19 protein-coding genes and 2 pseudogenes are annotated in these 25,933 nt (G+C 69.3%); 7 read left to right on the forward strand and 14 right to left on the reverse strand.

Features of this window, described 5'->3' with window-relative positions:
* The first annotated feature begins 446 nt into the window (after nucleotides 1-446).
* From DKM19_RS51390 to DKM19_RS45280, 3 genes are read left to right on the forward strand one after another with little or no spacing between them, the layout of a single operon-like run.
* Entirely contained in the window at nucleotides 447-1,496 is a 1,050-nt protein-coding gene (locus tag DKM19_RS51390) for an endonuclease domain-containing protein (RefSeq protein WP_204358522.1), read from the forward strand.
* 3 nt (nucleotides 1,497-1,499) lie between these two features.
* Complete coding sequence (locus DKM19_RS45275) at nucleotides 1,500-2,225, forward strand: hypothetical protein (protein WP_162642257.1); 726 nt, start codon at nucleotides 1,500-1,502, stop codon at nucleotides 2,223-2,225.
* Nucleotides 2,222-5,536 carry an ATP-binding protein gene (locus DKM19_RS45280; protein ID WP_110704799.1) on the forward strand — a complete coding sequence of 1,105 codons (3,315 nt, stop codon included), beginning with the start codon at nucleotides 2,222-2,224 and terminating at the stop codon, nucleotides 5,534-5,536. Before DKM19_RS45275 ends, DKM19_RS45280 begins: the two co-directional genes overlap by 4 nt.
* Before the next feature lie 96 nt (nucleotides 5,537-5,632).
* Here the strand turns inward: DKM19_RS45280 and DKM19_RS45285 are convergent, their stop codons facing one another.
* The 4 genes from DKM19_RS45285 to DKM19_RS45300 form a co-directional block, all read right to left on the reverse strand.
* Nucleotides 5,633-6,277, reverse strand: a complete 645-nt coding sequence (locus DKM19_RS45285; protein ID WP_110704800.1) for a response regulator transcription factor — start codon at nucleotides 6,275-6,277, stop codon at nucleotides 5,633-5,635.
* Entirely contained in the window at nucleotides 6,268-7,419 is a 1,152-nt protein-coding gene (locus DKM19_RS45290; RefSeq protein WP_204358523.1) for a sensor histidine kinase, read from the reverse strand. The genes DKM19_RS45285 and DKM19_RS45290 overlap by 10 nt, the downstream gene beginning before the upstream one ends.
* Nucleotides 7,420-7,565: 146 nt before the next feature.
* Nucleotides 7,566-8,378, reverse strand: coding sequence for an ABC transporter (locus DKM19_RS45295; RefSeq protein ID WP_110704802.1), 813 nt, complete (start codon nucleotides 8,376-8,378; stop codon nucleotides 7,566-7,568).
* Nucleotides 8,379-8,381: 3 nt separating this feature from the next.
* On the reverse strand, nucleotides 8,382-9,296 hold the full coding sequence (locus DKM19_RS45300; protein WP_110704803.1) for an ATP-binding cassette domain-containing protein: 915 nt from the start codon (nucleotides 9,294-9,296) through the stop codon (nucleotides 8,382-8,384).
* A 319-nt stretch (nucleotides 9,297-9,615) separates the two neighbouring features.
* Between DKM19_RS45300 and DKM19_RS50325 the strand changes: the two genes are divergently transcribed.
* On the forward strand, nucleotides 9,616-9,753 hold the full coding sequence (locus DKM19_RS50325) for a hypothetical protein (RefSeq protein ID WP_162642258.1): 138 nt from the start codon (nucleotides 9,616-9,618) through the stop codon (nucleotides 9,751-9,753).
* 82 nt (nucleotides 9,754-9,835) lie between these two features.
* A pseudogene (locus DKM19_RS45305) lies at nucleotides 9,836-10,843 on the forward strand (winged helix DNA-binding domain-containing protein).
* Between the two features lie 298 nt (nucleotides 10,844-11,141).
* On the opposite strand, the gene DKM19_RS45310 reads toward DKM19_RS45305, so the two are convergent.
* From DKM19_RS45310 to DKM19_RS45355, 10 genes and pseudogenes are all read right to left on the reverse strand, one after another.
* A complete protein-coding gene (locus DKM19_RS45310; RefSeq protein WP_204358524.1) occupies nucleotides 11,142-11,927 on the reverse strand; it encodes a TetR/AcrR family transcriptional regulator in 786 nt (261 codons plus the stop codon).
* 121 nt (nucleotides 11,928-12,048) lie between these two features.
* A complete protein-coding gene (locus tag DKM19_RS45315; protein ID WP_110704805.1) occupies nucleotides 12,049-14,253 on the reverse strand; it encodes a multicopper oxidase family protein in 2,205 nt (734 codons plus the stop codon).
* 63 nt (nucleotides 14,254-14,316) lie between these two features.
* Complete coding sequence (locus tag DKM19_RS45320) at nucleotides 14,317-14,769, reverse strand: SRPBCC family protein (RefSeq protein WP_110704806.1); 453 nt, start codon at nucleotides 14,767-14,769, stop codon at nucleotides 14,317-14,319.
* A 318-nt stretch (nucleotides 14,770-15,087) separates the two neighbouring features.
* Nucleotides 15,088-16,152: an ABC transporter permease gene (locus tag DKM19_RS45325; protein WP_110704807.1), complete on the reverse strand. Its 1,065-nt coding sequence runs from the start codon at nucleotides 16,150-16,152 to the stop codon at nucleotides 15,088-15,090.
* Nucleotides 16,145-17,746: a sugar ABC transporter ATP-binding protein gene (locus DKM19_RS45330; RefSeq protein ID WP_239513943.1), complete on the reverse strand. Its 1,602-nt coding sequence runs from the start codon at nucleotides 17,744-17,746 to the stop codon at nucleotides 16,145-16,147. The genes DKM19_RS45325 and DKM19_RS45330 overlap by 8 nt, the downstream gene beginning before the upstream one ends.
* An 83-nt stretch (nucleotides 17,747-17,829) precedes the next feature.
* On the reverse strand, nucleotides 17,830-18,867 hold the full coding sequence (locus DKM19_RS45335; protein WP_110704808.1) for an ABC transporter substrate-binding protein: 1,038 nt from the start codon (nucleotides 18,865-18,867) through the stop codon (nucleotides 17,830-17,832).
* A gap of 516 nt (nucleotides 18,868-19,383) precedes the next feature.
* Nucleotides 19,384-20,160: an ABC transporter permease subunit gene (locus DKM19_RS45340; RefSeq protein WP_110704809.1), complete on the reverse strand. Its 777-nt coding sequence runs from the start codon at nucleotides 20,158-20,160 to the stop codon at nucleotides 19,384-19,386.
* The gene (locus tag DKM19_RS45345; RefSeq protein ID WP_110706441.1) at nucleotides 20,157-21,056 is read right to left on the reverse strand and encodes an ABC transporter ATP-binding protein; all 900 of its coding nucleotides are present in this window, start codon (nucleotides 21,054-21,056) and stop codon (nucleotides 20,157-20,159) included. The genes DKM19_RS45340 and DKM19_RS45345 overlap by 4 nt, the downstream gene beginning before the upstream one ends.
* A 38-nt stretch (nucleotides 21,057-21,094) precedes the next feature.
* Nucleotides 21,095-21,265 (reverse strand): annotated as a pseudogene (locus tag DKM19_RS53190) (chorismate-binding protein); the annotation flags it as partial.
* A gap of 87 nt (nucleotides 21,266-21,352) precedes the next feature.
* A complete protein-coding gene (locus tag DKM19_RS45355) occupies nucleotides 21,353-21,871 on the reverse strand; it encodes a hypothetical protein (protein WP_110704811.1) in 519 nt (172 codons plus the stop codon).
* A gap of 122 nt (nucleotides 21,872-21,993) precedes the next feature.
* On the opposite strand from DKM19_RS45355, the gene DKM19_RS45360 reads away from it, so the two are divergent.
* Together DKM19_RS45360 and DKM19_RS45365 are read left to right on the forward strand one after the other, a co-directional pair.
* On the forward strand, nucleotides 21,994-22,710 hold the full coding sequence (locus tag DKM19_RS45360) for a TetR/AcrR family transcriptional regulator (protein ID WP_110704812.1): 717 nt from the start codon (nucleotides 21,994-21,996) through the stop codon (nucleotides 22,708-22,710).
* A gap of 34 nt (nucleotides 22,711-22,744) precedes the next feature.
* Nucleotides 22,745-25,933, forward strand: coding sequence for a BTAD domain-containing putative transcriptional regulator (locus DKM19_RS45365; protein ID WP_110704813.1), 3,189 nt, complete (start codon nucleotides 22,745-22,747; stop codon nucleotides 25,931-25,933).

Below are 25,933 nucleotides of genomic sequence, written 5' to 3' on the forward strand. Positions count from 1 at the left end.
CGAGACCTAGGTCCGGGGCCTGGGCTCTGGAATCGAGGCCGAGCTCTGGGTCTGGGTCTGGGTCTGGGTCTGGGTCTGGGATCCAGGGTCGGGGCCGGGGGCCGGGCCGTAGTGTTCATCCGGCAGATCCGTGCTCGATCGTCACAATTCGAGTGAATTTCGCATTCTCCAGCAAAGCACCTGCATTCTTCTATCACTCACGTATAACCTCGGCAAAGTTGACACATGAGGGAATCAGAGGAAGCCACGTGACGCGGTCGTGGGCGGAACTGCCGAGAGGCCGCGTCGTGCGTCTTCACGGCACCAATGCGGACACCATCGCACTGTCACTGGACCCCCTTCCCGATGACGCTCCTGCGGTTGTCACCTACTTCGCGGATGACGCACGATCCGTGGCGGAAATGGTGACCTCGGTATTGTGCGAGCTTGAAAAGGCTGCTATTAGCTTGTTTCCGGCGTGGCTGCCGGGTGCGGAAGGCATCGGCGGGCCCGGAGGCGCGGGCAGGAGTGCCGTACGCGCCCTCGCCCTGCGAACGGCGTCCGTGACCGGCCATTTCGGCCCCTTCCTCGCCGACCTGGCCGAGCGGTCCCTTCACGGCGTTGACCTGGCCGAGCCATCCCTTCGCAAGGCCAACCCGGCCGAGCCGTCCCTTGGACGCGCCGAACCTGCCGAGCCGTCTCGTGGCCGCACCGAGCCGGCGGGGTTGCCCTTTCGCGGCGCCGAGCCGTCCTCGCGTGGCGTTGATCTGGCCAGGTCGCCCCTCCACGGCGCCTCGCCGCCGTCGGCGAGGAGGACGCGCCGATCTGCCAGGTTCACTCCCGAGGTGCGCATCGTCGGCCTCGCCCGGGTGCTCGCCGCCAGTTTCGGTCGTTCTCACGCGTCGATCCTCGTGCACGTGCCGACGGGTCTCTCCGCGACCGCGGAGGAGGTCCTCGTCGCGGGGTGCGAGTGGCTCGCCCACCGAGGCGAGCTCGGAGTCTGGCTCACCGGCGCCCCGCTGGTCGCCGTCGACCGGGTCGAAACGATGACGGTCCGCCTTCCCCCGGCGGTGGTGAGCCTCGCCCGCGACCTTCCGGAGCCCGCCGTACGGAGGCCACCCGCCACTCGGGTCGCCCGCACCGTCACCTACCCCGCCGTCATCGGGATCCCTCATCCGGCGAGCATCGCCGAGCAGGCCCTGGAGACCGCTCTGGTCTCGCGGGACTGGGCGACCGGCCGGGCGTGGAACCAGACCTACCAGTCGAATCCGCTCACCAACCCCGTACGGCTGGACCTGCTGTGGCGCGATGAGCGATGCGTCGTCGAGGTCGACGGTCCCGAGCATGGCGCCCCCCTCAAATACGCGGCGGACCGGCAACGGGACGTCCGACTCCAGCTGGACGGCTACGCCGTACTGCGCTTCACCAATGTCCAGGTTATGACCGACACGGCAGCAGTGATCAACCAGATAAAGCAGTTCCTCCAGAAGCGCCGCCTTGAAGCCTTGGAAGGGTAATTCATGTCCGATAAAAAGTTGTCAGTCCCCGAGCTTTCCGCCCTTGTGGTGTTGATGGTGGAAGCCGACGAGGTTTCCAATCCCGAGCTCAAGGAACGCTACGGTCTGACGCTCACGGGAAACGAGCGCCTCCATCTGAACGACCTGAAGCTGGTCGACAGCCGGAAGGTAAAGCGCGGCGCGTACGCGCACGTACTGACCGACCTGGGATGGGCGCGTATGACCGAGGAACTTCACGCGGGAACGGTCCCGGTGCTCCCGGGCTCGGCAGGAGCAATGGCCCGCGCCCTGCTGATCGGCCTTCAAAGATTCATGAAGCGGACCGATCACCGGCTCGCCGACATCTTCCAGCCGAGCAACGACTCGGACGCCGGAGACTCATCCGTGCCGGCTACAGAGCCGGAGGTCGAGGTGTCCACGCCGGCCGCGGTGGCGGCTTCTCCCGCGCCGGCCGCAACTTCGACGCCGGACATCGAGGCGCGCGTCCGCGCCGCCTACACCGAGTTGGCCCGTGAGCCCGGCACCTGGGTGAGTCTCACGGAGATCCGCCCGCTCCTGGGTGACGCGACGAGGGCGGAGGTCGATGACGTGCTCACCCTGATGAACCGCATGCCGGGCGTGAACATCGTTCCCGAGTCGAATCAGAAGACCCTCACCCAGCAGGACCGTGACGCGGCGGTGACCATCGGCGACCAGGCCAAGCACTTTCTCTCGATCGAGGTGCGATGACGGGCCCCGAACGGAGCGCACTCGCCGCGCTCAAGTTCAGCTACACCCAAGTACCCGACGACGTGTGGCGTTCGCCGCAGTTTCACGTGGAGGGCCTGCACCGGCACACCGCACACGTTCTCCTCGGCGGCTTGGCCGAGGCCAGGGAGAGCCCCGACGTAAGTCCGGTCGGGGTGATCGTTCAGGGGCAGCGGGGCGCGGGGAAGACGCACCTGCTCGGCTGGGTACGCGAGAGAGTCCAGAGAGAGAGCGGATACTTCTTTCTGGTGAGCCTCCTGGACGCCAAGGGCTTCTGGGAAAGCATCGTGGTGTCCATGCTCGACAGCCTGTCTCGCGAGCGAGCCGACGGGAAGAGCCAGCTCTCGATCCTCCTGGAGCACCTGTCGTTGCTGGCCGACGTACCGCGGATGGTACGGCGTGCGGTGACCGGGAACTCGGCACTGTCGAAGACGGCTCTCGACACCTTCATCGACGCGCTGCGCCGGTTCAACAAACAGGTCGGCCGGGATAGCCAGGACACCGCCAGAGCCCTCGTGCTGCTCGCGTCCGATGATCTGAGAGCGCAGGACATCGGAGAGTCCTTCCTGTCCTCCACCCCGGAGGAGGAGCCGGGCGAGCGCGCACAGTGGGGCATACGACAGGTCCAGAAGACGCCTCAGGAGATCGTCAGGAACCTCTCACACCTGCTTGCCCTCACCGGACCGTCCATCATCGCGATCGACCAGATCGACACGCTCGTCGCGCAGTCCTCGATGTCCACCGGCGGTGACGCCGTTCTGGACACGCGCGAGACGATCATGATCGAGCAGGTCGCGGGTGGCCTGATGTCGCTGAGAGAGGTCACCCGCCGGACGCTGACGGTCATCTCCTGCCTTCCGCTGACCTGGGTTCTCATCGAGAAGTTCGCGACGGACACCGTCCGAGACCGGTTCAGGAAAGCCATCCAACTCGAGACGATTCCCGACGCCGAGACCGGGCGCACCCTGATCGAGAAACGGTTCGAGGTGCGTTTCCGTGAGATCGGTTTCGAGCCGCCCTATCCGACGTGGCCGGTGAGACCGTCCGCGTTCGAGCGCGCCCCCGACTTCACCCCGCGGCAGTTGCTGATCAAGATTGACGAGCACATCCAGTCGTGCCTGTTCAACGACAAGATCACAGAGCTGGAACATCTCGTCGGTGGCATCGGGCCGCGGCCCGGCATCACGACGACACCGGCGTCTTCACAGGATCTCGCCGCCCTCGACGCCCGGTTCGCCGAGCTGAGGAACACGGCGAAGGTGACGGCGGCCCTCTCCCCGGCCACCGAGGACACGGCGATGCCGGCGCTTCTGTTCGCGGGGCTGTCCGCCTGGATCACCGAGCAGGGCCCGGCGGGGCAGGCGTTCAACCAGGATCCTCCGCCGAGCTCGAAGCCTCCCCTGCACGCACGCCTGCGGCGCAGCCTGGACGAGACCACCGAGGACGAGGCGCACTGGGGCTTTCGCGCCATCGCCTCCGAGAACGCCATCGCCGCACTGAATCGTCTGCGTAAGGCCTCGGTGGCTGCGGGCCTGGACCTCAAGGTTCCGAAGAGGCGGTTGTTCCTCCTGCGGAACGCGAGCTGGGGCAAGGGACCTCGCACCCTTGAGGCCGTCGCGGCGTTCGAGCAGGCGGGCGGGCGAATCCTCCGTGTGGACCCCGAGGATCTCAGGATCCTCTCCGCGCTCCGGGATCTGCTCCACGAGAAGCCTCCGCACCTGCAGACGTGGCTGACCACGCGGAGACCGACCGGCGACGTCAAACTGCTCGGCGAGGCACTGGGCGACGTCTGGACCGTTCCCGACGAGCAGCGCGGTCACAGCGTTTCCGGCCGATACGACCAACCCACACTTGATGAGCAGTCCAGCCCCACCACTCCCGGCGGACAACCCGACCGGCCCGCTCCCGGCGAGAGGTCCGGCTACACCACTCCCGGCATGCGTCCCGACGCAGTCGTGCTTCCGGCACACGTCTCCCCCGGCGGACATCCCGTCCAGGCCACGCTCGCGGTACAGCCCCCTTCGACCGCGACGACCACGAGCTTCACCACGAGCCGCGTGCCGTACATCGCACTCGGCAAGGCGATCGACAACGACTCACCCGTCAGCGTCGAGCTGGAGTCGCTCAGGAAGCACACCGCGATCTTCGCCGGGTCCGGGTCGGGGAAGACCGTGCTCATCCGCAACCTGATCGAGAAGTGCGCGCTCCAGGGTGTCTCGGCCATCGTGCTCGATCCCAACAACGACCTGGCACGGCTGGGAGATCCCTGGCCGGAGGCGCCGGAGCACTGGGCTGCGGGTGACGCGGCTCGGGCCGCCGATTACCTGGCGAACACCGACGTCGTGGTCTGGACCCCGGGACGTAGTCTGGGACGCCCGCTCAGCTTCCAGCCCCTGCCCGACTTCGTGAGTGTCCTCGACGACGCCGACGAGTTCAACGAGGCGATCGAGGTCGCCGTCGCGTCCATCGTGCCGAAGGCCAAGCTCAATGCGAACACGCACAAGGCTCAGCTGGGGCAGGCGGTGCTGAGGGAGACGCTCAAGTACTACGCGCGACAGGGTGGTCCGACGAGTCTCGAAGGTCTCATCGACATGCTGTCGGAACTGCCCGACGGGGTGAGCGGCCTCGCCAACGCGGACAGGCTCGCCGCCGATCTGGGCCAGATCCTGTCCGCGGCCATGGTCAACGATCCGATGTTCGGCGGCACCGGCGTGCCGGTGGATCCGGGCCTCCTGCTGACCCCGCCGGAGGGTAAGAGAGCACGCGTCTCGGTGATCAACCTCGCCGCCCTGCAGTCGGACGTTCAGCGGCAGAGCTTCGTCAACCAGCTCCAGATGGCGCTGTTCGCCTGGATCAAGAAACACCCGGCGGGCGATCGGCCGCTGGGCGGGCTGTTCGTGATGGACGAGGCGCAGACGTTCGCGCCGGATGGCGCGATGACCGCCTGCACGAGAAGCACGCTGGCACTGGCGTCCCAGGCCCGCAAGTACGGGCTCGGTCTCGTGTTCGCGACCCAGGCTCCGAAAGGGCTGAACAACCGGATTCCGGGGAACGCCACGACCCAGTTCTTCGGCCTGTTGAACAGCCCGGCCCAGATCGAGGCCGCGAGGGAGATGGCCCGTGCCAAGGGCGGCGGCGTCGCCGATGTTTCCCGCCTGAGATCAGGCCAGTTCTACACGGCCGTCGAGGGCATGCCGTTCGTGAAGGTACAGGTCCCCATGTGCCTGAGCCATCACCCCAAGGATCCGCTCACCGGAGAGGAAGTCGTCAAAAGGGCGCGAAACTCCCTGTAAATCGACGCCGGCGTCTGATCCATGGTCTTCACCACGGATCAGACGCCGGTGCCGATCTCCGTGCTTGATCTGCTTCAGTGAGGACGGAGGCCCCGATCACTCGTCGAGGTAGCGGAGGATGGCCAGCACCCTTCTGCTGTAGCCGGGGGTGTGGAGGAGTCCGAGCTTGTCGAAGATGGCGTTGACGTGTTTTTCCACCGTGCTCAGTGACACGTGCAGGCGTTCGGCGATGGCGGCGTTGACGAAGCCCTGCGCCAGGTGCCTGAGCACCTCGGCCTCGCGTCCGGTGAGCCTGCTCAGCGGGTCCACGTGGGTGGTGCGCGCGAGCAGCTGGCGGACCACCTCCGGGTCGAAGACCGTCCCGCCCCCGCGGATCCGTTCCAGCGAGTCGAGAAACTCCGCCACCTCCGTCACCCGATCCTTGAGCAGGTAACCCACGCCCTCGGTGGCCCCGGCGAGCAGTTTGGCCGCGTACGGTTTCTCGACGTACTGCGACAGCACCAGCACGCCGACGCCGGGCCAGCGGTCGCGGATCTCCAGTGCCGCCCGCAGTCCCTCGTCGGTGTGCGTGGGCGGCATGCGTACGTCCACGACCGCGACGTCGGGCTGGTCCCGCGACACGGCGGCGAGCAGCGCGGAGGCGTCGCCGACCGCGGAGATCACCTGGTGGCCGGCGTCCTCGAGCAGCCGGGACAGCCCTTCGCGCAGCAGGACCGAGTCATCGGCGAGGATCACTCGCATGGCGCCGTCCTGGGCAGGGTCGCGGTGATCCTGGTCGGCCCGCCGGCCGGGCTGTCCACCTCGAAGCGGCCGTCGAGCGCCAGGATCCGGCGCTCCAGCCCGGCCAGTCCGCTGCCCGACGGGTCGGCTCCGCCGTGCCCGTCATCGGAGATCACGATGTTCATCGTATGGTCGTCCTGGGTCAGGACGACCAGGATGTCGCGCGCCTGGGCGTGCTTGGTGGCGTTGGTGATCGCCTCGCGCGCGACGAAGTAGAGAGCGGTCTCCACCTCCGACACCGGACGTTCGGCGAGGCCGTAGTGGACGGTGACCGGCACGCCCGCGCGTTCGGCCACCCCGTCCAGCGCGGCCCGCAGCCCGAGCTCGTCCAGCGCGGTCGGGTAGATCCGCCAGGCGACGCTGCGCAGTTCGTCGAGCAGCTGGCGCGACTCGGCGTAGGCCTGGCTCACCAGCGAGGCGGCCTTCGCGGGGTCGTCGCTGTGCTTGGCACGTCCCAGCAGCATCGACAGCGCCACGCCCCGCTGCTGCACGCCGTCGTGCAGGTCACGCTCGATCCGCCGCCGCTCGTCGTCGACCGCGCGCACGATGCCGGAACGGGTGGCGGTCAGCTCGGCGATGCGCCGCCGCATCACCTCCTGCCTTCCCGGGCCGAGGAAGTGGTCGGCCAGGCGCCGCTCGGCCGCGATGATCACGAGACACCAGAGCCCGACCAGCGCCACCACCACCAGCCCGCCGGTGAGACCGAGCGCCCAGCTGCTGGTCGTCAGCCAGACGCCGGGCAATACCAGCGGCACCTCGTCGGACTCACCCGTGAGCAGCGCCCACAGGCCGCCGAACAGGAAGAGGAAGCCGAGGAACAGCCCGGCGAGGACGACGTAACCGCCCACCACGCCGACCACGGCGCGCAGCGCGAGGTAGCCGTAGCCGCTCCGTGGCGGGGCCGCCGTGGTGGTGTCGTGGTCGAACCACGCCGCCAGCCGGGCACGCTCCAGCGCGACCAACCGGTCGGCGACCCGTACGACCCCGGGCCGCCGCACCGCCAGGGTGATCCCGGCCAGGAGCAGGAAAACGAGCTCGACGATCCCCGTCAGGAGGCCCGCCAGAATCCCGGCGAGCCCGCGAGCAACCCGGTTTCTGAACACAGATGCGGATTCTACGAGGCGTCCCCGCACCGCAGAACCACGCACGGACGCGGATCCTACGAGGCGTCCCTCCGTCGCAGAACCGCGCACAGCCGCAGGCCCTGCGAAACGTCCCCGCACCGCAGAACCGCGCACGGACGCGGACTCTACGAGGCGTCCCTGCGTCGCAGGACCGCGTGACCGGCGGCGAGCGCCACCGCCGTCCAGCCGAGCAGCCACAGCAGTCCCTCCACCCGTCCGTACGGCATGGGCCCCCCGGTCAGGTTGTCGGAGCTGTCCATGAACGCCAGCCCGGCGAACATCGGCATCCGCAGCGACAGGCTCACCAGCGGCCCGACGCCGGTCATGGCCAGCATCAACGGCAGTCCCATCAGCAGCAGGAACGCCGTCGTGAGCGTGCCCGCCGCGCTGCGCATCGCCGTCCCCACGCCGAGCGTCATCAGGGACACCAGTACGAGGAAAACTCCGACGCTCAGCATGTCGATCGTGGTCTCGGCGGGCGGCAGGGCGCCGTAGCCGCCGAACGGGGGGACGGACAGGAACAGGTAGACGGCGACCGCCGCGGCGCTGCCGGACAGCACTCCCGCCACCAGCATCACCGGGACCAGCACCAGCGCCTTGGCCGCGAGCACGTGACCGCGGACCGGCGTGGCCTGCAGCGTCATCCGGATGCCACCGGAGGCGTACTCACCGGTGACGGCCAGCATCGCCACGGTGACAAACGCGAACTGCGCGAAGGTGACGGCGGAGATCACCGACTCCCCCGCCGGTAGTGTCACTCCCCTCACCCCGTCGTTGAGCAGGCTGGTCGCCGTACCGCCTCCCAGGGTCAGTGCGCTGAGCCCCAGGAGCGCTGCCCCGCTCACCAGGCACCACCAGGTCGAACGGAGCGACCACAGCTTGGTCCACTCCGAGGCGACGGCGCCCCGCAGGCCGCCCGCCGTCGTCAGATCGATCATCGGTCACCCTCCTGCTGTCCGTGCGCCGTACTCGACGCTGCCGGCGGTCAGTTCCTGGTACGCCTGCTCCAGTGAGGCCTCGCGCGTGCTGAGCTCGTGCAGCCGGACGCCCGCGTCGAAGGCCAGGTCACCGATCCGCTCGATGGTGGCGCCACTGGCGACGAGGTCGTTCTCTCCGGTGCGTTCCACGCGCAGGCCCGCGGCCGTGAGCAGGGTGGCGAGGTCGCCGGCGTGCGGGCTGCGGACGAGGACCGCGCTGAGCGAGCTGCCCGCGATCACCTTCGCCAGCGGCGCGTCGACGATGAGACGGCCCTTGCCGATCACCACCAGGTGGTCGGCGGTGAGCTGCATCTCGCTCATCAGGTGGCTGGAGACGAAGATCGTACGGCCCTCGTCGGCCAGGGAGCGCATCAGGTGGCGGACCCAGCGCACGCCGTCCGGGTCGAGCCCGTTGACCGGCTCGTCGAACATCAGCACCTCGGGGTCGCCCAGCAGCGCGGCGGCGATGCCGAGCCGCTGGCTCATGCCCAGCGACAGTGCCCCCGCCCGCCGTCCGGCGGCCGCCTCCATCCCGACGCTCTCCAGCACCTCGCCCACCCGGCCCGGCGCGATGCCGTTGCTGCGGGCCAGGGCCAGCAGATGAGCCCGTACGCTGCGGCCCGGGTGAACCGCGCGGGCGTCCAGCAGCGCGCCGACCTTCCGCAGCGGATGCCGGTAGGCGGTGTAGGGGCGGCCGTCGACGAACGCGGTGCCCGCCGTGGGCCGGTCCAGGCCGAGGATCATCCGCATCGTGGTTGATTTGCCCGCCCCGTTGGGACCCAGGAACCCCGTTACGGTTCCCGGCCTGAGGTCCAGGGAGAGATCGTCGACGGCGAGCCTGTCACCGTAACGTTTGCTCAATCCTCGCAAGCTGATCATGGTTGTCCCCGTTTCTCGTCGAGGACGACGCTAGGTAATCGCCAGGTCGCAGGCCATGGGGGCGAACCGCCCAATGACATGGCGGGAAACCGTAATCGCGCCTGGCATCGCTCAGCGGACGAACGTCGCATCCAGGCGCTCTGCGGACCGCGGCAGGCGACCCACAACCCCGGCGAAATCATCGCCGACGGAGTCGAGAGCCTGCCGGATCCGATCTCGCAAGAGCGGGCGTGGCAGCCGCGCCGAAGTTTCCGGCATTCCTTGAGAACGCCGTCAATCGCGGACCGAACCTTTCCGCGTTGGGGATCAGGGTGTTCCCGTGAACAAGGACACCGGTATCCACTCGTTCCTCATTGATGTCCCGCAGGCGGAGATCGACGACCGCCCGGCCCGCATGCGTTCTTCGGTGGTCTCCGCCGAGCCGGCCGTTGGGAGGACGGGGCATGTCCGCTGGTGAGACGCTCGGCCGCCGCGCGCTCAACCGGGCCGCGCTGGCGCGGCAGTCGCTGCTGGAACGGGCGGACCGGCCCGCGCTCGACATGGTCCGGCACCTCGTCGGGCTGCAGGCTCAGGCCGCCAACCCGCCGTACATCGGGCTGTGGACCCGGCTGACCGGCTTCGCGCACGACGACCTGACCGGGCTGCTGTACGACCGGACGGCGGTGCGCTCCTCGGTGCTGCGCGGCACCCAGCACATCGTCACCGCCGCCGACTTCCCGTGGCTGCGTCCGCTGATGCAGCCCTCGCTGAACCGTGGACGTCAGGCCGCGTTCGGACGCTCCACCGAGGGCATGGACCTCCACGAACTGGCCGCCGTCGGGCGCGACCTGCTCCGGGGGCGTACGCTCACCCGGCCGCGGTTACGGGACCTGCTGGCCGAACGGTGGCCGGGCCGGGACGCCGAGGCGCTGGCCTGGTCGGTGCAGATGCTGGTCCCCGTGGTGCACTAGCCCCCCAGCGGGACCTGGGGCAGGGGCGGCGCGACCCCGTTCACGCTGGCCGAGGAGTGGCTCGGCGTCCCCATGGAGACCGGGCCGCGGGTGGACGAGCTGGTCCGCCGCTACCTCGCCGCCTTCGGCCCGGCGAGTGTCAGGGATCTGCAGATGTGGTCCGGCCTGCGCCGACTGGACGCCGACGTGGAACGGCTCCGGCCCGAGCTGCGTGTCTTCCGCGACGAGGCCGGGAACGAGCTGTTCGACCTGCCGGACGCCGTACTGCCCGATCCTGAGACTCCGGCTCCGCCACGTTTCCTGCCCGACTTCGACAACCTGATCATCGCGTACGCCGACCGGACCCGCATGATGACCCCCGAGTACCGCAGGCGGATCTGCGTGGGCGCGATGGTCGCGCCCACCGTGCTCGTGGACGGCTCCGTCCGGGGCACCTGGAGGATCGAGAAGAGCAAGGACACCGCGGTGCTCGCCATCGAGCTCTTCGAACCGGTCCAGGACCACACCGCGCTGGAGGAGGAGGGCCGGCGCCTGCTCGCCTTCGCCGCGGCGGGCGTCGCTCACGACGTACGGTTCACCGTTCCGCTCGCGCGGTGAACCGTGTGCACCCGGGACCGACTGTGATCACCACGCACGGGAAGGAGGCCACCGAATGATCGGGGCCTGCCCGCGGCGGAAAACCGTGATCCCGTGGCGTCCCCGGAGTGCGGAACGACGGAGACCCGTCACCCTGTGGCGTCCGGAGTGCGAGGCGGCCCTGTGGCGTCCGGAGTGCGAGGCGGCCCTGTGGCGTCCGGAGTGCGAGGCGGCGGAAGCCCGTGACCCTGTGGCGTCCGGAGTAAGGAACGACGGAGACCCGTCGCCCCATGGCGTCCGGCGTGCGATGCGGCCGTGGTCACGTAAGCCGGAAGGCATCGGCGAGGGTGTCGACGTTGGCCTCGAACAGGGTGCGCGGAGCGTGGCCCATACCGGTGAACTGGCCCGCGACCTCCAGGCTGACCGTGCCGTGCATGCGAGACCACGCCAGGACGGCTCCGGCCAGAGCGTGTCCGGCGTCGTCCGCGTCTCCGGCCGTGCCTTCAGTGTCCGCGTCTCCGGCAGCGCCTTCCGCGTCCGCATCTCCGTCTGACGGCTTTCTGCTCTCCGCGACCCATTCGGCGACCCAGGCGGCGATCTCCGGCTCGTTCTGCGCCCAGTCGCGCAGCTCGCGGACGAGGGGAAGCACCGCCGGTGTCGGCTCTCCATGGGTGAAGACCGCCAGAAACGGGCCCAGGACCGCGCGGGCCCGCTGCACGGTGTCGGCCGGGGCCGTGTAGTCCGGTAGCGGGGTGCCCGCGATCAGGAGATAGCGGTGGGGATGGGCGACGGCCCAGGCCCGATAGGCCCCGGCCAGAGACTGCAGGCGGGCGCGGGGCGACTGACCGGCCGCGCCGTCGGCGGCGGCGTGGATGTCCTGGGCGGCGTCATCGTAGGCGTCGCGGATCAACGCGTTCAGCAGGTCGTCCCGGCTGCCGAAATAGCGGTAGAGCGCGGGTCCGGAAAGGCCGAGCTCCTTGGCGATGCGGGTGAGCGCGACGGAGGAGATGCCACCCTCGGCCAGCTGACGCAGCGCGATTTCTTTGATCTCTCCGCGCGTCTGCTCCCGATATCGAGCGCGTGGCCCTCCCTCGCTCACAGCCACAGCCATCTCCTTCCTCCTGCGATCTCTCGCAACAATTCCTATGGGAGATAGTAATTGCGACTACATGTAACCCATTGGCCGTCCCGTCGCCGTCCGTACGCCACGGTCGGGGAAGTCCCGCTCACTCCGGGGCATGGTTCGCATGGTAGGGAGTGGTGACCCCGGTATAGGCCAAGTGCATGATCATGCCTTCGGCTGCGTGGGAGAAGTTGTGGCAGTGGTCCATCCACACACCGGGGTTGTCGGCGGTGAAGGCGACCTCGAAGGTCTCGCCGGGAGCCACGTTGAGGCTGTCGGTCCACCAGGGGCTTCCCGTGGCCGGCACGCCGTTGCGGGACAGGACGAGCACCCGATGGCCGTGCAGGTGCATCGGATGGTCCATGAGGCTGCGGTTGGCGATGCGCATCCGCACCCGGTCGCCCTCGGTCACCATGAGCGTCGGGATCGCCGGATACAGGCGGCCGTTGATGGTGTTGGCGTAGGTGAGGCCGCCGTTGAAGAAGCCGAATCCGTTGTCCAGCACGAGGTCGAACGTGCGGTCGAAGCGCCGCTCGTCCCGTAGCGCGACCCCCGACGGCGCGCCGTAGGCGATCGGGTCGAACAGCGTGCCCTGGCCTCGATCGGCCGGATCGGCGGTGCCGCTGGGGCTGAAGGCCAGCGCGGCGTTGTTGGGCGTCTCGGTGCCGTCGATGCGCAGGGTCACGGTGGCGGACGGCATGACAAACGCGACGTCGATCCGCCCGCCCGCGGGCAGAAGCAGGTCGGTGCCGCCGGCAAGCGAGGTCGGCCTGTCGATCGTGTTGCCGTCGATGGCGGTGACGGTGAACGGGGTGCCGTCGAGCATCAGCCGCTGCGGTTCCTCCGAGCTGTTGATCAGCCGCAACGACGCCGGCCTGCCTGCCGGTACGGCTTGGCGCTGCGGGGTGTCCGCGGTGCCGAAGGCCGCGATCCGCTCGCCACCGCCACCCTCTCCGTTGCCGTTGCCGTTGCCGTTGCCGTTGCTGGTGCTGGTGCTGGTGCCGCCCTCGCTGGTGCCGGTGCCGTTGTCACTACCGCTGCCGGTGCCGGTGCCGGGCCAGAGGTGCGCGAAAACGGTCTGCTCGAATGGAGGCGCCGGCGCGGTGCCGGTGCCATCGGCGGGATCCACGATCAGGGCGCCGAAGAGCCCGCGCTGGACCAGGTCCGCGGAGTTCAGATGGGTGTGATACCAGAAGGTGCCGGCCCGGTCGGGTACGAACCGGTAGACGTGCCGGCCGCCCGGCATGACCGCGTCCTGCGTGACACCGGGCACCCCGTCCTCCGCGTTCGGCACGTCGACGCCGTGCCAGTGCACCGTGACGCCCTCCGCGATGTCGGCGTTGACGAGCGTCACCTCAATCAACCGGCCCTGCCGCATGCGGATCTGCGGGCCGGGAGACTGGCCGTTGAAGGTCGCCGCGTCGACCTGCCGTCCCGAGGCGAGTCGCAGCGTGGTCCGCGCGGCGGTCAGAGTGACCCGTACGTCGGGTGTCGCGTCACGCGGCCCGGTGAGCTGGTCGACGCTGCGCGCCGGACCATGCGGGGAGTCACCCGGAACGGAACCGCTGGCAGCACTCGCCACACCGTCGTACGGGGAGTCGCCCGGAACCGAATTACCTACGGCACCCGCCGCACCGTGGTGCGAGGAGTTGCCCGGTACCGGACCGCCGCCCCAGTCCATCGGCCCGGTGTGACCCGCCTGACCGGTGTCGGCCGTCGCCGCGCCGGCCTGGTAGGCGGACCCGAGTGCCAGGGCCAGCACCGCGAGTACGGCGACCGCCGGCCAGGGCGCGCGGGACAACGACCTCGTGCCACCCGGCGCCGCCCCCCGTCGGCGGGCCAGCAGACGCGACCCGCCCGCCGCTCCACCGAGGAGCAGCAGCGACACCGCGAGCACGCCGAAGGTGTCATGCGGGCCGGGCGGGACGAACTGCCAGTATCCGGAGATCATCACACCCGCCATGGCGGTGTAACCGGCCATGACAGCCGCTCCGGACGACACCGCCGGGGACAGGCGTCTTGCCTCCACGACAGCCCAGACCAGTGGGAGGACCGCGATCGGCAGCCCCACGATGAACCGGGTACCGGCCAGCTGCCAGCCGCCGGTGAAGAGCAGACCGGCGACCGCGACGCGCGCGGTGAGCAGGGCCGCGGTGACGTACAGCGCCCGCCGCAGCCGCCGCGGGACCGGTGACGGGTCGCCACCGGAACGTCCGGGAAGCCTGCCCGCGTGCCTGCCGGCGATCCCGGAGGCGACCATCGCCGCCATCGTCAGCAGCATGTCGATGATGAAGAGTGGTTCGAACATGAGGGGCCTGTGGTCCTTCTCCTCGACGACGCCCGTGGCCGGTCCGTCCGCGGGCGTCGTACTTCAGCGGGTGGGTGTGCCGGTGCCGCGTTCGGCGACGCTCTTCAGCTCGTCGAGCCAGGTGCGGAGCGATCCTTCGAGCGCGGCGTGCATGCCGGCCGGATCGGCCAGGACCGGCTCGCCGTCCCAGGACTCCCGCGTACGCACCACCACGCCGGCCTCCGTCGCCTCGAAGGTCCACACGTGGATGCCGTCGATACCGTGCGCGGGGCCGCCCCACGCGATGCGCCCCATCGGCGACACCTCGGCGACGGTGGAGGTGATGGCCAGGCCGGCGGTCTCCCAGTCGAAGGCCGCGCCTGCCTTCAGCTCTCCCCGGAGGTGGGCGCGGGTGATGTCGGCGTTCCACTTCGGCCACGCGTCGATGTCGGTGTGCAGGTTCCACACCGTCTCCAGAGGTGCGTCGACGGTGATGTCGAGCTCGACGACGACCGGTGCGTTTCGGTTGATGTCCATGGTTGTCTCCTTGGGTGATCGGCCGGCCACTCGCCTGGGGGACGGGGACGGCGCGAGGGAAGAGCTGATTGGCCGATAACTCGTTCAGGGACGGGGACCGCACAGAGGGAAGTTCACTGGCCGGTCACCGTTCATGGGCTGGGGGCGGTAGGTGGCCGGCACGCACCCGAGGGAGCGGCCGATCACTGCGCAGGTCGTGGGGCAAGACCTCTCCGGTACCACCTGGGATCGACCAGCGCATAGCTATAGTTACATGCCATAACGAAAATAACAATACGTAATTTTCGCTGCGATGTGACGCAGAATCTTGGCTACCGGTCAACCGTTCGCGGCGGAGCGCCTGGTGTTCAGCTGGTCGAACCCGACCGCGACGAGGATGAGCACGCCGATGGCGATCTGGAGGTAGAAGGCGTTGATCGCCAGCAGGTTCCCTCCGTTGTTGAGGACGCCCATGATCAGCGCTCCGGTCGCGGCGCCGAGCGCACTGCCCTTCGCCCCGAAGAGGCTCGCGCCTCCGATCACGCAGGCGGCGATCGCGTTGAGTTCGAAGCCCGTACCGGCGGTGGGGATGCCCGCTCCCAGCCGGGACGTGAGGAGCACCCCGCCGAGACCCGCGAGCAGGCCCGAGATCGCATAAACCGAGATCATCACCAGGCGTACGGGCACGCCCGCGAGACGGGCCGACTCGGGGTTCGAGCCGACGGCGTAGATGTAGCGGCCGAAGACCGTCCGGGTGAGCACGAACCACATCACGGCCGTGACCAGTGCGGCGATGATGAGGAGATTGGGGATTCCGATGATCGTTCCGTTGGCGATGGTCTGAAACGACTCCGGCAACCCCTGCACGGTCTGGGCATCCGTACTGACCAGGACGATTCCTCGGGCGATCCCGAGCATGCCCAGGGTCGCGATGAACGGCGGCAATTTGGCCTGGGTCACCAGCAGGCCGTTCGCGATCCCGAGTGCGGTGCCGATGCCCACCCCGAGCAGGAGCGACGGCCAGATGGGCACGCCGGCGACGAGGAACTGCGCGGTGGAGGCCCCGGACAGGCCGAGCACCGATCCGACCGACAGATCGATACCCGCGGTCAGGATGACCAGGAGCTGACCGACCGCGATGATTCCGAAGATCGCGACCTGCCGGGCGAGGTTGGACAGGTTGTTGCCGGTGAGGAACTCGTCGCTGGCGAGGGTGAGGGCGCCGACCGCCACGAGCAGCACGACGAGCCCGCCGCTCTCCCGTCCCGCGATGTCTCCCAGCGTGATGACCCGCCGCGGGGCCTTGGCCTTCGCCTCGGTCCGCGTCTCCGGTTCTTCACCGACCGGCTGCCGACCGGTGATCCTCGTGGTGGCGATCGGTTCGCGCCAGATCAGCTTAGCCATCTCGGTTCACCTCTCCTGGGTCGTCCGGAGCCGGTGGCTCTTCCTGTCGAGGAGCCGGAATCTCCGCCCCTCTGCCACCACTGGCCAGGCGGAGCACGTCCTCCTCCGAGGCGGTTCCGGGAAGCTCGCCCGCGATCTCTCCGTCGCGCAGCACGAGGATGCGATCGGAGAGGCCCAGCAGTTCCGGGAGGTACGACGAGACCACGATGATCCCCAGCCCCTTCGCGGCCAGGTCTCCGATGACCGTGTAGAGCTCGCCCTTGGCCCCGACGTCGATGCCCTTCGTCGGCTCGTCGAAGATCAGAATTTTCGGCTTGGTCAGCAGCCAGCGGGCGAGCAGGACCTTCTGCTGGTTGCCGCCGGACAGCGTCGACACCGGCTGGTCGTAGGAACCGGCCCGCAGCCGCAGGCTGTCGAGCAGCCGGTCCGCCTCCTCGGACTGCTCACGGCCGGGCAGGAGACCACGCCGGGAGCCTCTGCGCAGGCTGGCGATGGTGACGTTCTCCCGGATCGACAGCTCCGGCAGCAGCCCCAGCACCTTGCGGTCCTCGGTGAGCAGCCCCACTCCGGCGTTCATCATCGCGCGCGGGCCGCGTGGTTTCACGGGCCTGCCCTCGATCTCCAGCTCACCTGCCGCGACCGGATCGGCACCGAAGATGGACAGCAGCAACTCGCTCCGTCCCGACCCCAGCAGACCTCCGATGCCGAGGATCTCCCCGGCTCCGACGTCGAAGTCGATGCTCGGGGAGCTCTCCGACCGGCGCAGTCCCCGGACCCGGAGCACGGGGGTTCCGGCATGCCGGTGGCTCTCCGGATAGAGCGAGCTGATCTCGCGTCCGACCATGGCGGTGATCAGGCGATCCTCGTCGTAGTCACTGATCGGCCCCGACTCGGACAGGCCCCCGTCCCGCAGAACGGTCACCCAGTCCCCGATCTCGAACATCTCCTCAAGCCGGTGGGTCACGTACAGCATCGCTATCCCGCGCTCGCGAAGCCGCAGGATGTGTTCGAGGAGCCGCGCCGATTCCGCCTCGGTGAGCGCCGTGGTCGGCTCGTCGAACACGATCGCCTTGACGGAGTCGGCGGTGAGCACCTTGGCGATCTCCACGAGCTGGCGCGTGGCCGCCGGGAGCCGCTCCACGATCGCGTCCGGGCTGAGGTCCGTCAGACCGACCTCGTCGAGGGCCTCCCTGGTACGGCCGCGCAGCCGGCCTCTGGCGATGATTCCGGTGCGCGCCGGAAGGCGGCCCATGAAGAGGTTCTCCGCGACCGACAGATGGGGAAGAAGGCTGAGCTCCTGGTAGACGGCCTGGACCCCGGCCGCCCGTACGGAGGCGGGGGTCGGCGCGGTGACCGGCTCGCCGTCGATCTCGTAGGCGCCGCTGTCGCGGCGCAGCGCGCCCGTCAGCACCCGGATCAGCGTTGACTTTCCCGCGCCGTTCTCCCCCGCCAGGCAGTGCACCTGGCCCGGGACCAGACGGAGTGAGACGTCGGTGAGCGCCTGGACGGGACCGAAGGCCTTCGAGACGTCGCGCAACTCGACGACGGGCTCCCTCGTCGTTCCGCCCTCACCTCGTCCCGCGTTCCTCGCCATTCCGCCTTCGCCTCATCCCGCGTTCCGTGTCCCGTACTCCGCGTCCACCGTCATTCCGCCTTCATCTCGTCCCGTGTTCACCGTCATTCCGTCTTCATCGTCGGCGGGTTGAGCAACTGCCTCACATCGGGCTCGTTGAGGTTCTTCTTGTCCGCCACGACCGCGCCGGGATCGATGTCACGCGGCGGGATGCGGCCGGACGCGGCCATTCCGGCCGCGAGGACACCCTGGTAACCGAAGAAGTAGGGGTTCTGCACCACCAGCGCGTCGATGGTGCCCGCGGCGAGCGCCGCGTTCTCCTGCGGGTCGGAGTCGAACGCCACGACGGGAACGGTGTCTGCCACGTTGTTGTCCTGGATCGCCCGGGCCGCGCCCACCCCCGAGGTGTTGTTGTCCGCGAACACCCCCGCCAGGTCCCTGTTGGCGGTCAGCGCGTCGTTGACCTGCGACGCCGCGGTGTTGATGTCGTTGTTGTTGTAGCGCTGCAGCGTCACCTTGACCTGCGGGCAGTTGTTCGCGAGGCCCTGCTTGAAGCCGGCGTCCCGGTCGACCAGTGACTGGATACCGGCCACGGAAGACTCGATCATGACACTGCCGCTCGTCTTGTTCTGCGCCTTGAGCAGCTCGCACATGCGCTTGCCGGCCTGCATTCCGGCCTTGACGTTGTCGGTGCCGATGAACCCCTCCGAGGGCGTGGTCACGCGGCTGTCCACGGTGATGACCTTGAGGCCGGCCTTGCGCGCCCGGTCGATCGCCGAGTTGAGGGCGCTGGAGGAGTTGGGCGCGATGACGATGCCGTCAACGCCCCGGGAGATGGAGTTCTCGACCAGTTGCACCTGCTGGTCGATGTTGGTCTCCGACGTGGGCCCGAAGGTGCTCACCTTCAGACCGAAGTCCCCGCCCGACTGCTTCGCCCCAGCGATCATCGTCTGCCAGAACGAGGAGTCACTCGCCTTGATGATCACATCGATCTTCTTGCCGCTCGCCGCCCCGCCCGAGCCTCCGCCCGTTGACTGACCGGCCGATCCTGTAGCGCGCCCTCCCATCACCCCGAGCACCAGCGCCACCAGCGCGATGGCCGCGACGAGCGAGAGCGAGAAGGCGATACGTGAGCGAGCCATGACGACCTCCCGGAGATTCCTCTTCAAGGATCTCGACAGGCGTCTCAGACGGTTGCCGCGATGAAAGCCACGGATCGCGGGCAAACGCCTGCGGCGGTGAGGTGACCCATACGGAAACCTTCACTCAACAAGGACTGATAAAAGTCGCTTATTTACAGCAAAGCCCGGAAAGTTTCGCAATGGAAACCAGCAGAGGAAAAGAACTCGTTACCTGCGGTGACCGTTCACACCACCATCCCCATGGGAGATTCCAGAAACCGTGTCACCCGCCCCGAGCCGTGATGCCCTCTCCCTAATGGAGCCCGTTCTCAAAAGAGACCCGAGCCGCTCTTCGCCCGTCCGAGCGGTGAGCCGCGATGTCCCCGTCGATGCGGAGTTCCTGCTCAGCGCAGCAGAACATTCACCGCCGAGCGGCCGATCTGGCGCAGCGCGGCGGGATCCATCCCCGTCTTGCCCAGGAACTCGCCTCCCTGCTGGACCGCCGGCGGCAGCCTGCCCGGGGCACGTGGCTCGGTGTCAGGCGTCCCGCGATCGGAACACCGCGAAGGCCACCACCAGCAGGACGGCGGTGAAGGCGGCCATCAGGCCGAGCCCCGTCCAGGGGGCCAGCCGTTCCGCGTGGTGGACGGTGGTGGTGACCTGGAGGCCGGCCGAGATCGGCCAGTAGGTGGTCACCCAGTCTGCGATGGCCGCGGGCATGAGCCTGGGCCCGATGATGGGAATGATGAAGTTGACGGCCACCACCACGGTCGTGGCGGCCATCGTGTCGCGCAGCAGGCAGCCGAGTGCCACGCCGATGAGACCCACCAGAGCCCAGATCAGCCCCATGCCGACAACCGCGCGCAGAACGCCGGGCTGTCCGAGTTCCGCGGCCGGAGCACCGGCGGCGCCGATCACGGCCTGGCCGAGGAGGAATGAGCCGAAGGCGGCGACCTCCCCCATCACCAGGGCGATGACGCCGAACGTCCAGACCTTGGCGGCCAGCAGCCGTCCTCGCCGCGGGACCACGGTCAGGCTCGTGCGGATCATCCCGGTGGCGTATTCGGAGGTCACCACCAGCACGCCGAGCGAACCCACGCTGATCTGGGCGAACAGGAACCCGCCGTACATGCTGATGTAGGTGGCGTCGAACGCCGCTCCCGCCGCCTGGTAGCTCTTGCTCGCGCCGTTGGCGGTGAGCGCGCCCGCGCCCACCATGACGGCGACGGTCGCCAGCAGGATGGGCACGTTGGACGGGATCGAGCGGAACTTGGTCCACTCCGAACGCACCGTGTCCGTGATGGCCGCCGTCATGCCACGCTCGCGTGGAACTCGACGCTGTCGCGGGTCAGATCCATGTAGGCCTGCTCCAATGAGCGTTGTGGGGTCAGCTCCGTCAGCACGACCCCGGCGGCCAGCGCGGCCTCGCCGATCCGCCTGGCCTCAAGCCCGGTGACGATGAAAGAACCGTCGGTCCCCTGCTGGATGGAGCCACCCGCCTCGATCAGGCGGGGGGCGAGCCGGTCTTGGTCGTCCGCCCGCACCAGCACGTTGGAACCCTGCCGGACGAACTCACCGATCCCGATGTCCGCGATCAGCTTCCCCTTGCCGATGACGATGAGGTGGTCGGCGGTCTGGGCCATCTCGCTCATCAGATGGCTGGAGACCAGGACGGTGCGATCCTCGCCGGCGAGGGAGCGCATCAGCTCGCGGATCCACTTGATGCCCTCGGGATCCAGGCCGTTGACCGGCTCGTCGAACAACAGCACCTTCGGATCGCCGAGGAGCGCCGCCGCGATCCCGAGCCGCTGGCCCATGCCCAGGGAGAAGGATCCGGCCCGTTTGCGCGCCACCGATTCCAGCCCGACCAGATCCAGCACCTCGTCCACCCGTTTACCCGGAATGCCATTGGTCTGGGCGAGGCAGAGCAGGTGGTTACGTGCCGTACGTCCGCCGTGCAGCGCGCGGGCATCCAGCAGGGCGCCCACCTCACGCATGGGCCTGGCCGTGCCGACGTAACCGTGGCCGTTGATCGTCACACTCCCGGCGTTCGGCTTGTCGAGACCGAGGATCATTCTCATGGTCGTCGACTTGCCCGCTCCGTTCGGGCCGAGAAAACCGGTGACCCGGCCGGGCTCGACGGTGAACGTCAGGTCGTCCACGGCTGTCCTGTCGCCGAAGCGCTTCGTCAGTCCGTCTATTCGGATCATGTTCACGTGCCTCTCGTGCGTATTTGCCGATCAAGAGGTCACACCTCGGTCGGCCCGTACGCGGGCACGGCGAGGGCGTCGAGCATGGGGCGGAACTCGAGCCTGGTCTCCTCGATCTCCGCGTCCGAATCGGAGCCTGCCATGATCCCGCACCCCGCGTACAGGGCGACGGTCCCCTTGCGCGGGTGGGCGGAGCGGAGGGCGACGACGAAGTGGCCGTGTGTGACGTTTCTGGATCGACGTGTAACCGGCCACGGTGTCCGGCCCCGAAGTTCTTCGCCCCCAAGGGCCCGGGATCAGGAGAGGGAGACGGCGACCAGGGCGATGGCGGATCCGGCGAAGACCGCCGTGTTGCGGATGTAGGTCTGGGCGCGCACCCAGTGGGGGAAGGCGTCCTCGGCGGCCTTGAGGAAGGGGGCGACTTCGATGCGGGCCAGCTCTGGGTCGCCCTTGCGGCGGAAAGCGGTCTCAACCGACTTGACCGCAGTGAAGTTGCTGTAGACGATTCCGGCGTTCATCACAAGGACCAGCGAGGAGAAGATCCAGGTCATCAGTGGGGCCAGACCGGCGTCGGCGAGGTTCAGAATGGCGGTGGCGGCCATGATCGTGGCGACAGCGGCCGGGGCGGCGGTCTCGTGGCCTCCGGCGTCGAAGCGGAGTTTGTTCTCCTCCAGCACCTCCGGGCGGACGTTCTGGCGGCGCAGTTCGGCCACGGCGGCGGCCTTTGCGGCGTGGCCGTAGCGGTGACGGACGAGCGGGATGCTGACGAAGGCGACGGCGACCAGCAGCTGCATGATGGCGGCGAGGGTGTTCACAGGGGGCTCCGTTACGACTTGCACTTAGTTCAACTGGCTGACGGGAAGAACGTTAACCATGACTTGAACACTGTGCAAGTCCCTTCTTGAACTTTGTGCAAGCCGCCCCGTACGGTAAGGACATGCCACGCGACACTCTCACCCGGGACCAGATCGTCCACACCGCCGTCGAACTCCTGGACGCCGAGGGCCTCGAAGGTCTGAACATGCGCACCCTGGGCAAGCGACTCGGCTCGGCCGCGACCGCCGTGTACTGGCACGTCACGAACAAGGACAACCTCGTCCTGCTCGCCGCCGACCACGTGTGGCGCGAACTCATCCTGCCCGATCCGAACCCCGCCGGCTGGCGCACCGCCGCCGCCACGATGGCGACCGACCTGTACCGGATGTTCACCCGGCATCCCTGGCTGGTGCAGGCATTCACCGCACACGTTCTCTACGGCGAGGGCAAGTCCCGCCACGACGACCGCAGCCTCGCCGTCTACGAGGCCGCCGGTTTCACCTGCGACCAGGCCGACCAGGCCGCCGCCGCTGTCTTCACCTACGTCCTGGGCAACGCGGCCGGCGCCGCCGCGACCGCCTCACTCACCCGCAAACTCACCGCTGGCGGCGCCACCGCCGAAAAGCACCTCCAGGACGCGATGTCCCAGGCCCAGGAGATCGCCATGCGCTACCCGCGCCTGCGCACTCGCCTGCAGACCCCGGCGGCGACCGACTACGCCGCAGCCCCCGACCAGACCTTCGAGTTCGGCCTCCAAGCCCTCCTCGACGGCCTGGAGCGGCAACTGTCCAGCGCCGATCATAACCACGGGGTACCGAAGCTCACGGACCCACGGTGAGCGTCTTGTGGGTGGTAAGTGGCACAGTGCTGGTATGTACGTGGGCATCCTGGGAGCGCTGAAGGTGACGGCCGACGGTGAGGCCGTCGAGGTCGGGGGCGCGCGGCTCCGGGTGCTGCTGATCCGGCTCGCACTGGGCGTGGGACGGGTCGTCACCGTCGAGGAGCTGTCGGACGCCCTGTGGCCGGAGGACAAGCCCGCCGACCGCGCGAACGCGATGCAGTCGCTGGTGTCCCGGCTGCGCCGGGCCCTGCCGGACGCGTCGGTGCTGAGCTCCGTTCCCGGGGGCTATCGGCTCGATCTGCCGCCGGACGCCGTCGACGCCCACCGGTTCGAACGGCTGGCGCGGGAGGGGCGGCGCGCGCTGACCGGCGGGGATCCGGCGAGTGCCTCGCGTCTGCTGGGCGAGGCACTCGGGCTGTGGCGGGGCCCGGCCCTGGCCGACGCCGCGGAGGTTCCCTTCGCGACCGCGTACGCCGCCGGGCTGGACGAGGCGCGACTGGCCGCGGCGGAGGATCGCGCCGAGGCGGAGCTGGCGTCCGGCCGCCCCGCCCACCTGGTGGCCGAGCTGTCGGTGCTCGCGGTCCTTCATCCGCTGCGAGAGCGGTTGCACGGGCTGCTGGTGAGGGCGCTGTACGCCGCGGGAGGGCAGGCCGAGGCGCTGGTCGCCTACGAGGACTTCCGGCGCAGGCTCGCGGACGAGCTGGGCGCCGATCCCGGACCGGAGCTGCGGAAGATCCACCTGGAGGTGCTCCGCGCCGATCGGGCGCCACAGGCCGTAGGGCCGCACGCCGCGCACCGGTCGCGGGGGAACCTGAGGGCGCCGCTGACCAGCTTCGTCGGACGGGACCGTGAGATCAGGCGGATCGGCGAGCAGCTGAAGGAGGGCCGCCTGGTCACACTGGTCGGGCCGGGGGGCGCGGGCAAGACCCGGCTCGCGACGACCGTCGGCGCCGACCTCCCCGGCGGAGCCTGGCTGGTGGAGCTGGCACCGGTGACCGACCCCGCCGACGTCCCGCAGGCCGTGCTCGGCACGCTGGGCCATCCGGGCATTCTCGAGATGCCCGGCGCACCGCGCGACACCATGAGCCGGATCGTCGAGGTGCTCTCGGCCGGTGACGCCACACTGGTGCTGGACAACTGCGAGCACCTGATAGACGCCGTCGCCCGCCTGGCCGACGAGTTGCTGGGGCGCTGCCCCCGGCTGCGGGTGCTGGCCACGAGCCGCGAGCCGCTCGGGATCCTCGGCGAGGCGCTGTGCCCGGTTCCCCCGCTCGAACTGCCGCAGCCCGGCGCCGCGCCGGAGCTGAGCCCGGCGGTGCGGCTCTTCATCGACCGGGCGGCAGCCGTACGGCCTGACTTCGTCCTCACCGACGAGGTGGTGGAGATCTGCCGGCGGCTGGACGGGTTGCCCCTGGCGATCGAGCTGGCCACCGCCAGGCTGCGATCCCTGACCATCGAGCAGGTCGCGGCGCGCCTCGACGACCGGTTCCGGCTGCTCACCGGCGGCAGCCGTACGGCGCTGCCCCGGCATCGGACGCTGCGCGCCGTGGTCGACTGGAGCTGGGATCTCCTCGACGACGCCGAACGCCGCCTCACGGAGCAGCTGGCGGTCTTCCCCGCGGGCGCCACGCCGGAGGCCGCCGAACGGCTGGGCGGAAGCATGGATCTGCTCGCCGCGCTGGTGGACAAGTCGCTGATCCAGCTCGTCGAGGGTCCGCGCTACCGCATGCTGGAGACGATCAGGGAGTTCGGGCTGGAACGCCTGGCGGAGAGTGGGCGGATCGCCGACGTCAGGGCCGCCCACGCCGCCTACTTCCTGGAGCTGGCCGAGACCGCCGAGCCGTACCTGCGGGGTTCCGAGCAGCTGATCTGGATGCGCAGGCTTGAGGCCGACGGGGACAACCTGCTCGCGGCGCTCCGCTTCGCCGCCGACACGGGCGATGCCGCGACGGCGGTACGGCTGGCCGCCGCGCTGACCCAGTTCTGGGGAATCCGGGGGAAGGAGGCGGAGGCCGCGGGATGGCAGCGGCTGGCCCTGGATGTTCCCGGGGAGTCACCGGAGCCGGCACGGACGATCGTGGCGGGCATGTGCCTGATAAACACCTTCACCGTCGGCGGCTACGAGAAGCTGGCGAACACCGTCGACGTGTTGCAGGGCCTCGCCCCCGACGAGGTTTCCGACGAAAGCCACCCCCTCGTCGTCCTGATCGACCCTTTCCTCACGCTCCTTACCGATGACACCACCCGGGGTACGGCCATCATCGAGCGGCGGCTGTCCCATCCGAATCCGTGGATCCGGGCGGCGCTCCGGATGCTGCGGGGCTTCCTCCGGGAGAACGACGGTGACATGGCGGGCATGCGCCGCGACGCGGCCGACGCGGCCGACGGCTTCCGCGAGGTCGGGGATCGCTGGGGACTCGCCCACGCGCTGACCTCGCTGTCGAACGGGCACGTGCTGTTCGGCGACTTCGACGGAGCCATCAGCGCCCTGGAGGAGGCGATCCGGCTCATCCAGGAGCTGAACCCCGACGACAACGCGGGCCACCAGCGAATCTGGCTCGCCACCGTACGGGTGAACAAGGGCGATGTGGACAGGGCCCGCGCGGAGATGCAGGAGATCGCGGAGTCGGACGCGCAGGGGTGGCCCGCACGGGAGGTGTCGTTCGCCCGGCTCGGTCTCGGGGACCTGGCCCGCCACGAGGGCGATCTGGACGAGGCGGCGAGGCAGTACGGCATGGCGACGACCGCCCTCGCGAACGCCCCCGTCATCGCCCCGCAGTTCCGCGCCCTGATCCTGTCCTCCGAGGCGAATCTGGCGGCGGACCTGGGCGATCTGGAGACGGCGGAGCGGCGGATCGACGAGGCGATCGGCCTGGCGCTGGAGGTGAAGGACATGCCGGTGCTGGCCCGGGTCGGGGTCACCGCGGCGATGCTGCGGGCGTGCCGCGGCGATGCGGCCCAGGCCGCGAAGACGCTCGGCGCCACCGAGCAGCTCCGGGGAGCGTCCGACCGATTCAACCCGGACATCGTACGGCTGGTCGAACGGCTACGCGGCGAGCTCGGCGACGCCTCGTACGAGGCGGCCTACACCGGCGGCCGGGATCTGGACCGGGCCGGCGCGCTCGCCTGCGTACGATCGACGCCCGCCCGGACAGGCGACCCGGCGGGCGATCGGGTGGAGGGCCGGGCACGTGACCGGGGCACGCGACCCGGCGAGTGA

Source organism: Streptosporangium sp. 'caverna', from assembly GCF_003203775.1.
Taxonomy (GTDB): domain Bacteria; phylum Actinomycetota; class Actinomycetes; order Streptosporangiales; family Streptosporangiaceae; genus Streptosporangium; species Streptosporangium subroseum.

Excerpts from the sequence above, each read along its gene's own strand:
- DKM19_RS45275 (WP_162642257.1), top strand. The coding sequence starts at position 1,500 with ATGTCCGATAAAAAGTTGTCAGTCCCCGAGCTTTCCGCCCTTGTGGTG.
- DKM19_RS45280 (WP_110704799.1), top strand. The coding sequence starts at position 2,222 with ATGACGGGCCCCGAACGGAGCGCACTCGCCGCGCTCAAGTTCAGCTAC.
- DKM19_RS45285 (WP_110704800.1), bottom strand. The coding sequence starts at position 6,277 with ATGCGAGTGATCCTCGCCGATGACTCGGTCCTGCTGCGCGAAGGGCTG.
- DKM19_RS45295 (WP_110704802.1), bottom strand. The coding sequence starts at position 8,378 with ATGATCGATCTGACGACGGCGGGCGGCCTGCGGGGCGCCGTCGCCTCG.
- DKM19_RS45300 (WP_110704803.1), bottom strand. The coding sequence starts at position 9,296 with ATGATCAGCTTGCGAGGATTGAGCAAACGTTACGGTGACAGGCTCGCC.
- DKM19_RS45315 (WP_110704805.1), bottom strand. The coding sequence starts at position 14,253 with ATGTTCGAACCACTCTTCATCATCGACATGCTGCTGACGATGGCGGCG.
- DKM19_RS45320 (WP_110704806.1), bottom strand. The coding sequence starts at position 14,769 with ATGGACATCAACCGAAACGCACCGGTCGTCGTCGAGCTCGACATCACC.
- DKM19_RS45325 (WP_110704807.1), bottom strand. The coding sequence starts at position 16,152 with ATGGCTAAGCTGATCTGGCGCGAACCGATCGCCACCACGAGGATCACC.
- DKM19_RS45330 (WP_239513943.1), bottom strand. The coding sequence starts at position 17,746 with ATGGCGAGGAACGCGGGACGAGGTGAGGGCGGAACGACGAGGGAGCCC.
- DKM19_RS45335 (WP_110704808.1), bottom strand. The coding sequence starts at position 18,867 with ATGGCTCGCTCACGTATCGCCTTCTCGCTCTCGCTCGTCGCGGCCATC.
- DKM19_RS45340 (WP_110704809.1), bottom strand. The coding sequence starts at position 20,160 with ATGACGGCGGCCATCACGGACACGGTGCGTTCGGAGTGGACCAAGTTC.
- DKM19_RS45345 (WP_110706441.1), bottom strand. The coding sequence starts at position 21,056 with ATGATCCGAATAGACGGACTGACGAAGCGCTTCGGCGACAGGACAGCC.
- DKM19_RS45360 (WP_110704812.1), top strand. The coding sequence starts at position 21,994 with ATGCCACGCGACACTCTCACCCGGGACCAGATCGTCCACACCGCCGTC.
- DKM19_RS45365 (WP_110704813.1), top strand. The coding sequence starts at position 22,745 with ATGTACGTGGGCATCCTGGGAGCGCTGAAGGTGACGGCCGACGGTGAG.